8 protein-coding genes, 1 tRNA gene and 1 rRNA gene are annotated in these 13,491 nt (G+C 57.8%); all 10 read right to left on the bottom strand.

Features of this window, described 5'->3' with window-relative positions; genetic code table 11:
* Nucleotides 1-389: 389 nt before the first annotated feature.
* The 10 genes from C6Y32_RS06040 to C6Y32_RS05995 all read right to left on the bottom strand — a co-directional run bounded on the left by C6Y32_RS06040 (nt 390) and on the right by C6Y32_RS05995 (nt 13,480).
* A complete protein-coding gene (locus C6Y32_RS06040; RefSeq protein ID WP_105204456.1) occupies nt 390-2,396 on the bottom strand; it encodes a glycoside hydrolase family 13 protein in 2,007 nt (668 codons plus the stop codon).
* A gap of 200 nt (nt 2,397-2,596) precedes the next feature.
* A complete protein-coding gene (locus C6Y32_RS06035; RefSeq protein ID WP_105204455.1) occupies nt 2,597-5,038 on the bottom strand; it encodes a glycogen/starch/alpha-glucan phosphorylase in 2,442 nt (813 codons plus the stop codon).
* 220 nt (nt 5,039-5,258) lie between these two features.
* A complete protein-coding gene (glgA, locus tag C6Y32_RS06030; RefSeq protein WP_105204454.1) occupies nt 5,259-6,767 on the bottom strand; it encodes a glycogen synthase GlgA in 1,509 nt (502 codons plus the stop codon).
* 1 nt (nt 6,768) lies between these two features.
* Complete coding sequence (glgD, locus tag C6Y32_RS06025; protein WP_105204453.1) at nt 6,769-7,899, bottom strand: glucose-1-phosphate adenylyltransferase subunit GlgD; 1,131 nt, start codon at nt 7,897-7,899, stop codon at nt 6,769-6,771.
* A gap of 13 nt (nt 7,900-7,912) precedes the next feature.
* Nucleotides 7,913-9,100 (bottom strand): glucose-1-phosphate adenylyltransferase, encoded by a 1,188-nt coding sequence (locus C6Y32_RS06020; RefSeq protein WP_341480862.1) that lies wholly within the window; start codon nt 9,098-9,100, stop codon nt 7,913-7,915.
* Between the two features lie 15 nt (nt 9,101-9,115).
* Nucleotides 9,116-10,963 (bottom strand): alpha amylase C-terminal domain-containing protein, encoded by a 1,848-nt coding sequence (locus tag C6Y32_RS06015; protein ID WP_105204451.1) that lies wholly within the window; start codon nt 10,961-10,963, stop codon nt 9,116-9,118.
* Nucleotides 10,964-12,122: 1,159 nt separating this feature from the next.
* Nucleotides 12,123-12,377 (bottom strand): hypothetical protein, encoded by a 255-nt coding sequence (locus C6Y32_RS06010; RefSeq protein WP_105204450.1) that lies wholly within the window; start codon nt 12,375-12,377, stop codon nt 12,123-12,125.
* A 168-nt stretch (nt 12,378-12,545) separates the two neighbouring features.
* Complete coding sequence (locus C6Y32_RS06005) at nt 12,546-12,785, bottom strand: hypothetical protein (RefSeq protein WP_129589401.1); 240 nt, start codon at nt 12,783-12,785, stop codon at nt 12,546-12,548.
* A gap of 338 nt (nt 12,786-13,123) precedes the next feature.
* A 5S ribosomal RNA gene (gene rrf, locus C6Y32_RS06000) occupies nt 13,124-13,240 on the bottom strand.
* A 165-nt stretch (nt 13,241-13,405) separates the two neighbouring features.
* A tRNA-Glu gene (locus tag C6Y32_RS05995) sits at nt 13,406-13,480 on the bottom strand.
* Nucleotides 13,481-13,491 lie beyond the last annotated feature (11 nt).

Genomic DNA, 13,491 nt, shown 5'->3' with positions numbered 1-13,491 from the left:
CTGGGTGGGCGCGCTTGTCGTGTTGGGAGGTCTTTTTAAGAGCAGTATATTGTTTGGTTGGGAGTATATCTGTAGATGATCGGGAGGGAAAAAAGCGGCACTATTGGGCGCTGCACAGTGGTGGCGGAGGTAATTATCTATTCTGGGTGGGACAGATGTAACTTTGCAGCGGGCCGGGCCTATTGTGGGGCTGGGCGGCGCATGCGTTATACTGATGTTATGCCCGTGTTATACTGATGTTGTAGCAGATAAAAGAGCCGCCGGCATAACCGGTGGCTCTTTGGCAGTTTATGAGGGGGCACCCCACCCCTGTGTTTGTAACTGGGGCGTATAGGGGCAGCTTGCACCGTTATCGGCGGTGGGACTTGCACAGGGCCGCATACCGCACACTAGGGCTTTAACTGGAAGATGGCGGCGGACAGCGGCGGCAGGGTGGCGGTGAACTTGCTGCGGGCCACATCGACGCTGTGGCCGCTGAGCAGGTCTACCGCCAGCGCATAGCTGTGCCGCCGCAGCAGGTGCAGGCCGGCGGCGTTGAGACCACTGGTGATGGCGTGCAGGTCGATCGTCTGCGTGCAGGGGGCATCGGCGCGGTTGATAAGGGTGAGCGTGACCCCGTTTTGGGCCGGGGCACCAAAAAAGTCGTGTTCGCGGCCACAGAGACGCAGGATGCCCAGCAGGTCATCGTCGTAATGGACAAAGCCCACGTGGCCGGTCTTGAGCGCGTCGCTGCCGGCGCGTACCGCCGACAGCCGCTTGGTAAAGGAGGCCATATCGCGGTCGCGGCGCATAAAGGGGCCGCGGTTGAGGGGATCTTGCAGACCGTGCATGCCCCACTCGTCACCGTAGTAGATACAGGGCACCCCGGGCAGCGAGAAGATAGCCGCCATAGCCAGCTTTTGCCGGGCGGCGGCAGTCTGGTCCTGTGCGGGGGTGATGGCCCGGGTGGCTGCCACCTGGCTGGGGCGGTCCATGCCCTGACCGGTAAGGCCGGTGGCCAACCGAGTGCGGATGCGGGCGATATCGTGGGAGGAGAGCAGGTTCATGAGACAGTAGTACATGTGCTGGGGGTAGTTGACCCGCTGCATGAGCAGCAGATCGACCAGTGCCCCGGCCGACTGCTCACCGAGCAGATAGCGGACCAGCCCCTCTTTGAGGGGGTAATTCATGACGCTGTCGAGGCCCTGACCCAGGGCGTAGGTGCGCTTGGCACCGTAGCTCTCTTTGATGGTGGCGTCTTCCCACACCTCGCCCAGCAGCACGTCGTCTTTACTGTGGCGCTTGAGGGCGGTGCGCATCTTCTCGATGACGTCGTCGGGCAGTTCGTCGGCTACGTCCAGCCGAAAACCGGCGGCGCCCCGGGCCAGCCAGGTGTTAAACACGCTGTCTTTGCCGGTGATGACGAACTGCTGCCAGTCGGCGGCCTCCTCGTCGACTTCGGGTAAGGTGTCAAAGCCCCACCAGCTCTTGTAGTCGTCGCGGTCGGCCCCGAATTGATACCACTTGTAGTAGGGCGACTGCTTGCCCTGATAGGCGCCGGGGCCGGGGTAGTTCTCGTTTTTATTGAAGTAGACGCTGTCGGAGCCGGTGTGGGAGTACACCCCGTCGAGCAGGATGCGGATCCCCTTCGTAGCGGCTTTTTGGCAGAGGTGGATAAAGTCCTGTTCGCTGCCCAGCACCGGGTCGACCTTTTTGTAGTCGGCGGTGTCGTAGCGGTGATTGGAGGCGGCCTCGACGATGGGGTTTAGGTACAGCACGGTGACCCCCAGGTCGCGCAGGTCGTCGAGGTGCTGCTCGATACCCTTTAAGTCGCCGCCAAAAAAGTCGCAGGGGGCGTAGTAGGGCTGACCGGGCAGCGGCTCGTACAGCGGAAGCTCGTCCCAGCGCTGGTGTGGGTATACCAGGCGGCCCATCTGCCGGTGGTACTCCAGCCCTTCTTGGGCGCCGGCCCGGTCGCCGCAGCTGTAGCGGTCGGGGAAGATCTGGTACATGGTGGAGCGCTTGAACCAGTCGGGGGTGGTGAAGCCCCGCTTGTACACGGTGAGCTGGAACGAGCAGGGCGGCCCATCGTAGAGCTGCCCCTCCCCCGCTGTTTGCCCCATGGGCAGGCCCATGTACAGGGTGTGGCCGGCGATGGTGTGGATGATGAAATAGTACCAGTCGACACCGGGGGCGGCCTGGGCGGTAAAGGTATAGGACCACAGCCCCTCGCGGTCGAGGGCCATAGGGTGATCCTGCCCCTGGTCATTTATGAAGATGCGCACGGTGACGCCTTCGACCTGGGCGGGGTCGGCCTGCAGGCGCAGGGTGACTTTTTGCCCGGTACAGACGGCGCCCATAGGCAGCCGGTAGGCGCACAGGGCGCTGTTGTGGCGGATGTCCTGCATAGAGGTCATAGGGCGTGTTCCTGCCTTTTTAGAGAGTGTGGGGGGCGGCACCCGGCGGGTGCACCCATAAACTCCACGACGCGCCACACGCCCGGGCAAAGCCGGGGCGTGTGGCGCTGGTGGGAGCTGTTGACAGCTGGTGAATTGGTGAAGTCTGGTGAGAGCTATACAGTTTACAGCGTACTGTTTATTGCCCGACGCGGGCCAGACTACTTGAGTTTTTCGAGTTTCCAGACGCTGCGATTGTACTCGGAGATGGTGCGATCGGAGCTGAAGAAGCCGGACTTGGCGGTGTTGATGGCCGCCTTTTTGTACCAGTCCTGGCTGTTGTCGCAGTACAGGGCATAGGCCTTGGCGAAGCGGTGGATATAGGAGGGCAGATCGTAGAGTACGAAGTACTTGTCGGCCCCGTCGAAATCGCCGAACAGCAGCGACTGGTACAGGTCGGAGAACTGGTGGGCGGAGACGCCGGGCAGCGTGCCGTCGATGAGGCGGTTGATGGCGTCGCGCACGTGGAGGTTCTTCTCGAACAGCTCGCCGGGGCGATAGCTCTTGTGGGCCTGCATCTGGCTGATCTGCTGGATGTTGGCGCCGAAGATATAGATGTTATCCTTGCCGACTTCGTCGAAGATCTCGATATTGGCGCCGTCCATGGTGCCCAGGGTGATGGCGCCGTTCATCATGAACTTCATGTTGCCGGTGCCGGAGGCCTCCAGCCCGGCGGTGGACAGCTGCTCGCTGATATCGGTGGCGGGGATGAGCAGCTCGGCGATGGAGACGCCGTAGTTCTCGATGAACACCACCTGCATTTTGTCTTTGCTGCGCGGGTCGTTGTTGACCAGGTCGCCGATGGCGTTAATGAGCCGGATGATATTTTTGGCGCGGGCGTAGCCCGGGGCGGCCTTGGCGGCAAAGATAAAGGTGATGGGGGTGGTGATGATGTTGGGATTTTCGGCCAGTGCATTATACAGGTAGAGGATGTGCAGGCACTTGAGCAGCTGGCGCTTGTACTCGTGCAGGCGCTTGGCCTGCACGTCGAAGATCGAGTCGGGGTTAATGGTGATGCCCTGCGTGCGCTGCAGGTACTGGGCCAGGCGCACCTTGTTCTCTTTTTTGACCTGGGCGTATTTGGCGAGGAAAGCTTCGTCCTCGACAAAGTCCATCAGCTTTTCAAACTGGGTATAGTCTTTGATAAAACCGTCGCCGATATACTCGGTCATGAGGGCGGTGAGGCCGGGGTTGGCCACCGCCAGCCAGCGGCGGTGGGTGATGCCGTTGGTGATGGCCAGATATTTGCGGGGGTAGATCTTATACGAGTCGGCGAACAGGCGGTTTTTGAGGATCTCGCCGTGCAGCTGGGACACGCCGTTGACGTGGCTGGCCACCGCCACGCAGAGGTTGGCCATGCGGATCTGGCCGTAGGCCACCACCGCCATATCGCTGATGCGGTCCATATCGCCGGGATAGTAGCGGTTGAGGCGCTCGCAGTAGCGCTGGTTGATCTCCTGCACGATGGAGTAGATGCGCGGCAGCAGGGCTCTGAACATATTCTCGTCCCAGCACTCCAGCGCCTCGGAGAGGATGGTGTGGTTGGTGTAGTTGAAGATGCGGGAGACCAGGTTGTAGGCCTCGCTCCAGGTGTAGCCCTCCTGGTCCATGAGGATGCGCATGAGCTCGGGGATGGCCAGTGTGGGATGGGTGTCGTTGATCTGCACCACCACGTGGCTGGGCAGCGTGTGCAGGTCGCCATAGCGCTCTTTGTGGGAGCGGACCATGCTCTGCATGGTGGCGGAAGTAAAGAAGTAAAACTGCTTGAGCCGCAGGATCTTGCCCTGTTCGTGGTTGTCGTCGGGGTAGAGGACCTTACAGATGGACTCGGCCAGCTCTTTTTCCTGCATGGCCTGCAGGTATTGGCCCTGGTTAAAGGTCTTGATATCGAACGGATCTTTGGAGCGGGCGCTCCACAGACGCAGGGTGGCGGGCATTTTGCTCTCGTACCCGACGACCGGCATGTCGTAGGGGACGGCGATGACGGTGCTGTAATCTTTGTGCACCGCATGCATGCCAGCTTCGTCCCAGAACTCCTCTACGTGGCCGCCAAAGCGCACCTCGACCTCTTCGTCGGGGCGCTCCATCTCCCACACGCAGCCGTCTTCTAACCAGTTGTCGTCCATCTCGACCTGCTCGCCGTCGACGATCTTTTGGCGGAACAGGCCGTGCTCGTAGCGGATGCCGCAGCCGATGGCCGGCAGATCGAGGGTGGCCAGCGACTCTAAAAAGCAGGCCGCCAGGCGCCCGAGGCCGCCGTTGCCCAGACCGGCGTCGCGCTCCTGCCAGGCGATGTCGTCGAGATCGAGACCCAGGCTGGAAAACGCCTTTTGATAGCGCTCTTTGAGGCCCAGGTTGACCAGATTGTTGGTGTAGGCGCGGCCCATGAGAAACTCGGCGGACATGTAGTAGACCCGCTTGAGGCCCCGCTTTTCGACCTGGGCGTTGGCGGCCACCCACTTATCGATGATCTCGTCGCGGATGCAGATGGCGCTGGCCTTATAGAGTTCCTCTTTGGTGGCGTTCTCGAGCGTTTTGCCGAAATGCCGTTTGAGCTTGCCGACGATATTTTTGACCTCGGCGGACTGTTTTGGTTGTCTCATAAACTAATAACCCCTTATATCCTAAAAAACGGTGTTGTCATCATAGCGATTGCGGTGACTGGCCCCTTACAAGACAGAGCAGGCCGAACAGGCTTTTACACCTCTTCGGTCTGCTCCCATGTCCCCTGTATTGCGAAAGTGTAAGGACCGATGCGGGGCTGCGCCCCTCGGTCCGGATGGGCCTTTTGCTCGGTGTAGTTTTCGTAAAATGCAGTTGTTACTATGCTATGCTCGTAAACATATCATAATACTTTTTCGCGGAGACTGCAAATGCGTTGTCACAGGCAAAGGCATTTTTGACTAAATTGCTCCGTTTTTCCGGGTCACTGATGGTCTCCAGTGCGTAGCGGATGACGTAGAGCATGTCGTGGGCGTTAAAATTGGTAAACGAAAAGCCGTTGCCGGCCCCGTTTTGCTCGTCGTAGGGGAATACGGTATCGCGCAGGCCGCCGGTCTCGCGCACGATGGGCAACGTGCCGTAGCGCAGGGCGATCATCTGCGAGATGCCGCAGGGCTCGAACTTGGAGGGCATCAGGAACAGGTCGCTGGCCGCATACAGCTTGTGGGCCACGGCGTTGGAGTAGCTGATGTAGGCGCAGACCCGGCCGGGGTACTGCTTTTCCATCTGGCGGAAAAAGTCTTCGTACATCGCATCGCCGGTGCCGAGGATGACCACCGCCACATCTTCCTCCATGATCTCGTGGAATACGCGCATGACCAGATCAAGGCCCTTTTGGTGGGTGAGACGGGTGACCATGCTCATGAGGGGAGTGGTGGGGGGCACAGTGAGACCCAGCTCCTCAAACAGCGCCTCTTTGCACAGCTGTTTGCCGGCCAGGTCGCCGGCCGAGAAGTGGTAGGGGGCGTAGGCGTCGTTCTCGGGGTCGAATTCCACCGTGTCGATGCCGTTTAAGATACCCACGAAGTCGTCGGCCCTAGAGGCCAGCACTCCGTGTAGGCCATAGGCGTAATATGGGGTCTTGAGCTCCTCCACATAGCTGGGGCTGACGGTGGAGATCTTGTCGGCGAAGACCAGGCCGCCTTTCATAAAGTTGGCGCTGCCGCCCATCTCGATAAAGTCGGGGGTGTAGTAGCGGGGGTCTACATCCAGCCAGTCGTGCACCACGCCGAAGTCGAACTGGCCCTGATACATGATATTGTGGATGGTAAACACCGTTTTTATACCGCCCTGCGGCCGATTTTGGTACTGGGTCTTGATGAGCATGGGGATCATGGCGGTGTGCCAGTCGTTGACGTGCATCACATCGGGCATGAAATCGATCTTTTCCAGGCACTCCAGCACGGCGCGGGTGAAGTAGGCGTACTGCTCCCCCTCCTCGTAGCCGCCTTTATAGATGGGGCAGCCGCCGAAGTAGTAGTCGTTGTCGATAAAGTAGTAGGTGACGCCGCCCAGCTCCAGCTTCTCGACCCCCACGTAGACCTCGCGCCAGCCCAAAAACATCTTGAAGTCGGCCAGGTGCTCGGTCTGGGTGGCGTATTTCTTTTTGGCCTCGCTGTGGAAGGGGATCATCACCCGGCAGTCGATCCCCAGGGCGATGAGGTCTTTGGGCAGGGTGCCCATCACATCGGCCAGGCCGCCGGTCTTGGCAAAGGGGACACATTCCGCCCCCACCATGAGCAGTTTGAGCCTGGGCGCCGGCTTTTTGACGCTTTTGGTCCGGGGTCTTGCCGCCGGTTTTTTGGCTGTTGTTTTTTTCGTCTCGGCCATATTAGACCACCGCACCTTTCGGGATGATGAGGGGGTAACTCTCGTTGCCCTTTAAGTTGGAGTAGGGGCGCACATTGACCCGCTTATCGACGATGACCTGATCCAGCGAGGTGTTCTCGTACACCCGGCCGTCCTGCATGACGATGCTGTTTTTGATCTTGGCGCCTTTACCCACGTACACGCCGCGGAACAGGATGCTGTTTTCCACTTCGCCCTCGATGATGCAGCCGGAGCCGATGAGGCTGTTTTTAACCACGGCGCTCTGTCCGTATTTGGCGGGGGCACCGTCTTTGACCTTGGTGTGGATGGGCCGGTCTTTGCTGAACAGGTCCTCCTGCACCTCGGGCCGCAAAAAGTCCATATTGGTCTTGTAGTAGGCGGAGGTGGAATTGAGCCGGGCCACGTAGCCGTTGTGGCGGTAGCCGTAGATCTTGAGGCTCTTGATATTTTTGATGAACACGTCGGTGATGAGGTTGTATTTGCCGTGGGCCATAGCGTCGTCGACCAGGTATTCCAGCAGGTCTTTGCGGATGAGGTAGACATCCATGGCCACCTTTTTCTCGCTGGATTTTTGGGATTTGTACTGCATGTCGGTGACGCGGCCGTCGTCGTTGAGTGTGAGCCGCAGATCTTTGAAATGGCCGCCGCTCTCGGCGCATTTTTTCTCCTCGTTATAGAGGATGGTAATGTCGGCGCCAGTATCGATATGCTGCTCGAACATCTCGTTATAGGTGCCGCTGTACAGGGTGTAAGAGCCGGTGAGCAGGCAGTATTTCTGCCGCGCCCGGCGCAGATAGGCGGCGGCACCTTTGATGGTATCGACCAGACCGTTGTAGGAGCCGGTGTTCTCGAAGGTGTCATAGGGGGGCAGGATGAACAGACCGTCGTTTTTGCGGTTGAGATCCCACTCCTTACCGGAGCCCACGTGGTCGATGAGCGACTGATAGTTTTTCTTGGGGATGATACCGATGTTGCGGATGCCGGAATTGACCATATTGGACAGGGTGAAGTCGATCATCCGGTAGCGGGCGCCGACCGGCAGCGCCGACACCGAGCGCAGGTTCACCAGCTCCCGCAGATTGATATTTTCCTCGCCTGCATAGACCAGGCCGAATACGTCGTTGCGCATCATAATCTACTTCCCCCTAATCCTGTTTGAGCACTCTGCCGGGCTCGATCATATCGCCCTCGGCGATCACTGAATTTTTGGTGGCGTACACGCCGGTGCCGACCACGGTGATCTTTTTGTCGCCGCCGATGACCACCCCGTCTTCACAGGTGACCTCCTCGTCGATAATGGCGCGGTCGATGGTGCAGGCTTTGCCGATATCGGATTCCTGCATGATGATGCTGTCGCGCACGGTGGTGCCGCGGCCGATGGTGACGCCGGGGAACAGCACGCTGTTCTCGACTTCGCCCAGCACCTTGCAGCCGTCGCCGATGATGGAGTTTTTCACCCGGGCGCCGTCACCGATGTAGTGGGGCGGCTTGGCGTAGTTGCGGGTGTAGACGCGAAAACCGTCCTCGTGCAGATCCAGCTGCGGGGTCTCGTCGAGCAGCTCCATGTTCGACTCCCACAGACTCTCGATGGTGCCCACGTCTTTCCAGTAGCCCTTGAACACATAGGCGTACATCTTTTCGCCCGCCGCCAGCATGGCCGGCAGCACGTTTTTGCCGAAGTCGTTGTCGGAGTGGGGGTCGTCATTGTCCTGCATGAGGTAGCTGCGGATGGTCTTCCAGTTGAACACATAGATGCCCATCGAGGCGGTGTTGGATTTGGGGGCCGGGGGCTTCTCCTCAAACTCGACGATGCGGCCCTCCTCATCGGTGTTGACGATGCCAAAGCGGGAGGCCTCCTCCATGGGGACCTCGATGACGGCGATGGTGGCGTCGGCACCTTTTTCGCGGTGGTAGTCGATCATCTTGGAGTAGTCCATCTTATAGATATGGTCGCCGGAGAGCACCAGTATGTAGTCGGGGTCGTAGCGCTCGATAAAGTTGATATTCTGGTAGATGGCGTTGGCGGTACCGGAGTACCACTCCCCTTTTTGACCGCTCATGTACGGCGGCAGCACCAGCGCGCCGCCGCTGCTGGCATCCAGGTCCCACGGGGCGCCGGTGCCCACGTATTCGTTGAGCTCCAGCGGCTCGTACTGGGTGAGTACGCCCACCGTATCGATGCCGGAATTGGCACAGTTAGAGAGGGGGAAATCGATAATCTTATACTTTCCCCCATAGGGAACGGCCGGTTTGGCGCGCTTTTTGGTAAGTACGCCCAGGCGGCTCCCCTGACCGCCGGCCAAAAGCATTGCCACACATCTCTTTTTGGTAATCATCTCTCCTGCCTCCTAGTTTTTTGCTCTGCCGGTACCGGACAGCCTGCTGGCCGGTACATATTCAAAAAACGCAGCGCCCAGTGGGGGCAACGTTATTTCTGCACTCGCCGCAAAACCGGCGTAGGACTCGCCGCGGACGGCGATCTCCTTGGCGTTTTTGACGCCGCTGCCGCCGTAGCGGGCGTCGTCGCTGCTGAGTATCTCGCGCAACACCCCTTTACCGGGCAGCCCCACAGTGTAGTGGTAGCGGACCACCGGGGTGAAGTTGACCGCACAGACGATATGCTGCACCCGGCCCCGCCAGGGCCTGGAGTTGCGCATGAACACCAGCACGCTGTTGTCGCGATCGTCGCGCTGCAGCCAGCTGCAGCCCCCGTCGCCGCGGTCGTCTTCGTACAGCGCCCGGTATTTGGTGAGGATGCGGCCCAGCCGGGCGATATAGCGGGACATGCCGGCGTGGGAATCGTACTCGTGTAAAAACCAGTCGAGCGAGCCGTCGGTATCCCACTCGACGAACTGGGCAAATTCGTCGCCCATGAACAGCAGCTTTTTGCCCGGCTGGGCGTAGAGCAGGCCGTACAGGGCGCGCAGGGTGGCAAATTTCTGCCAGTAGTCGCCAAAGCAGCCTTCGATCATCGAGTGGCGGCCGCCCATCACCTGGCTGTATGGGTAGCCCAGCAGAAAGGTGTTGTCGCCCCGCTGGTCGATGGGCAGGACCGGCTTGTCGTGGTAGTCGCGGCGAAAGAGGTGGTCCATCTGCACATAGGCAGCCATCTCGCCGGGATAGTCGCCGCGCAAGACCATATCGAACCCGACGCCCCCCTCCTCCTGCGGCAGCGTGAGTGCGGGATCGCCTTCGCCGCCGCGGGCAATGAGCAGCGCCCGCGGATAGATGGAGCGAACTGTAGCGGTCAGCTTCTTGGCAAAGCTGGTGTCGCCGGGCGACTGGTGGCTTGTCCCGTCGAGACAGAGACCATCCAGATGGTAGGTGCGCAGCCAGAAACAGGCGGCCGAGAGCAGGTAGCTCTGCACCTGTGGTTTTTGCAGGTCGAGCAGCGGCAGCTGACCGGACTGGGGCGGCTGCTCGTAGAGATCAGTGCCGTCAAAGCGGACCAGCGTGTGCTGCCCCTCAGCCAGCGCTGCGCCGGGAAAGTCGAGCAGGGCGCCGATGCCTTCGCGGTGGAGCATGTCGATGAGGTACATGAGCTCTTGCGGGGTGCCCATCTGCGACAGTGGGGCGAAGAGACCGGCAACACGGTAGCCGAGACTGCCGTCGTGGGGGTGCTCGCAGATGGGCATGAACAGTACATGAGTAAAGCCCATCTGCTTTAGGTAGCCGGGCAGCTCCTGCGCCAAGTCGCGGTAGGTGTAGGCGGTGCCGTCGTCGTGCCGCCGCCAGGAGCCGGGATGCATCTGGTAGATGTTGACCGCGTCTTCGCGGCCGGGGCGGCGACCCCGCTTGCGCATGTAGATGCTGTCTTGCCAGGCGTAATGGGTGATATCCCACACGCGGGAGGCGGTATCGGGCCAAACTTCGCTGTACAGGGCATAGGGATCGGCCTTATAGCGGCGGACGCCGTCGGCCCCGGTGACCAGGTACTTGTAGTTGCAGCCGTTTTTGACCCCCGACACCTGGCAGCTATAGATGCCACCCTGCTGCTGCATGGGGGTGGCGGTGTCGTCCCAGCTGTTAAAATCGCCTACCAAGTGCACCGCCTGGGCACTGGGGGCCCACACGGAAAAGCGGTGCTGCTCGTCCTCTTCTATGTAGTGGCAGCCCAGCAACTGCTGGCAGACGTCGAGTTCGCCGCTGTCGAAGCGCTGCCTATCGGACTGGGTGAAAATTTCTGTTGTCCCCATACGCTCTCTGCCCTCTCTTTATAAATAGTATTACAGGCGCCGTGCTAAAATGCTTGGACTTTGTCAGCCGCAGTGCAGTTTTGACCGGGCCTGTGCCGCCCTGACCAATAGGCAAAAGCGACAACAAAAACGCAAGGCGTCTGTGCACACAGATACCTGAAAAGTTACTCATCAATGTAACATTTTGCCTATATTTTGTGTTTTCATTATATCACGATTTATTTATTGTTTATACTATTTTTTGGATAGTTCTTTGATTTCTCCCTTTTGGCAATTTTTGTTTAGCTTTTTTCGTTCTATTGAACAGAACGCTCGTTTAAGTGGCGAGATCGCTGCACAGCTTGTACGAAAAAGCGGCAGAGAGACTGTAAAAAGGGACGAAACTTTTGCCCTGAAAATGACCGGCAGTCAGGGGAAATCATGGAGCATGGCTGACCGCGGGAGTGGGAGACTGTAGATGGAAGGCAGGCAGCTTGCCAGATGAAAAGAGTGGTGTCGAAATGAGGGTGGGTATTGGGGGAATTAAAGCTTGGAAACCGGTAGGGTCTGGTAGTGGGATGGGGCGCACTGGAGGAGTGGCCGCTGACTGTTGGCTGTATTTTTAAATATTATGGGTGCGGCGGCAGGATAGGTTCGTATGGAATATAGCAGTGAATGGTGAATGGTGACTGGGGAAGCGGACGCTGGGCGACAAGGCATTTTGCTTTTGAAGTAAGGTGTGTGAGGAGCGATAAAAGTAAGGGTTGTGGTTAGGATTGAGGGCGGAGGCCTGATTGACGAGATTCGTATAGGTGAAACAGGACATGCCGACTACTGGGCAAGGTAGAAGATCGCTACTGTAGGTAAAAGTTGGGGAAAACGATTAGGCAGCAAGCGTGACATTTTTGAAAAAGGCACTGCTTGCTCTATATAGTTGGCGGGCGAATTCATGCTCATGTTCATATTCGCTGCGTAACGGAGCAGGGGGAAAACTCACCCGGTTTGTGGATCTGCCGGCGGTCAAAAATAGTGAGCGATCAATTTTTCGGGGGTGAGTAGGGTCTACTAATGAGGCTGTGGTGGGACAGCTAGGTCGGCTTTGGGGACCGTATACGTATATGCTGCATTGGTTTTTTGCCTTTTTGTTTTTAGGTGATAATGCGGCCATGGTCTTATTTCTTTATGGTGGGCATAAAAAAAACGCGACCTGTGCGGTCGCGTTTGCGTCGGGTCCCGGTTCATAGTCGACAGAGTGAAAACCTTTGGGAAAGAGCGCAGGGAGCAGGATCAGAGCCAGCAACACCAGTGCCAAAATGACAGCGGCTACGGTGTAGGCCACTTTGTGACGGCCGCGCTCGTTGGGAGGCAGCGGCTTGATGAATACCTCACGGCTACTTTTTAAGTTGGGCAGATTGCGGGCAGAGCGGTCATCCATATCAGACACCTCACTTTTTGCGCTGTTGGTCTTGTAAATACGATCTGTTATTATAATGTGCCAGTACAGCGGCAAAATACCGCCATTTACCTACGTATGTCAAGCAGTACCGGGAGACAACGATTTTAGAAGCGGCGGGCGCGGTTTAAGGGAGCGCACTACGCATCGTCACAACATAAAGTCAGTGGTTATGCCGGCAGGTACGCCGAGCAGATTCTCCTCTGTAGGGGTGCCATCTTTGAGCCAGCAGAGGATGGGGATCGCCACCAACACAGCTATCAGCAGCAAAAACAAAATAGCTGCCAGCGTATAGCCCCAGTGGTGACGGCGATTGTCACTTATGGTGCGCGTGAGCATTGCACCACCAGTTTTTCGTGTGAAAAGATTGTCGCGGGAAGACCGGTCCACGGGTATCACCCCTTTTTGCAGGTAAGAGCAGCAAGTTCTAGGGTAGGTTTTTCTATGCGCTATCCCTATAAAATGTGGAGATCATCTATGGGATAGATGTCGAAAAATCGGAAAGTCCTCTCTGTAATTTTACAGTAGCACAGGGCTGTTCCTTTTACAAGCGGTGACATTTGAATATCATTTAAACGGCGAGATCTTTGGCGTTTATGTGCAAACAGTACCTATTTTTATAGAATAATACACAGGAAAAATTAGTGTTTGGGATAAGACACATTAATTGGACATGTAGAGATATATAAACATAAAAAAACACCACCTTATTCAGGTGGTATTTTTTATGTCGGCGTCTACCTATTTTTCCAGGCAGCTTCCCGCCAAGTATCTTCGGCACGACATAGCTTAACTTCTGTGTTCGGGATGGGAACAGGTGGATCCTATGCGTCATCAACACCGACTCTATATATGAATATCAGCTTCTCAGCTGTACCCAACTTGTCAAAAAAGGTCTCTGGCCGCCTTCTCGCTTTGCCCTGTGACCCGAAAAACACTGTGTTTTGCTCCAGCAAAACTGATGAACTTCGTTCATCAAAGGGTTTTTCTAGCCACAACGCTCTGCGTTGTGGTGACCCGTGGGGGAATCGAACCCCCGTTACCGGCGTGAGAGGCCGGTGTCTTAACCGCTTGACCAACGGGCCATGTGGTGCAC

This window comes from Neobittarella massiliensis (ex Bilen et al. 2018), from assembly GCF_900289145.1.
Lineage (GTDB): Bacteria > Bacillota > Clostridia > Oscillospirales > Ruminococcaceae > Neobittarella > Neobittarella massiliensis.
Note: the sequence above shows the minus strand (reverse complement) of the source record. Positions and strands in the feature narration are given on the sequence as shown.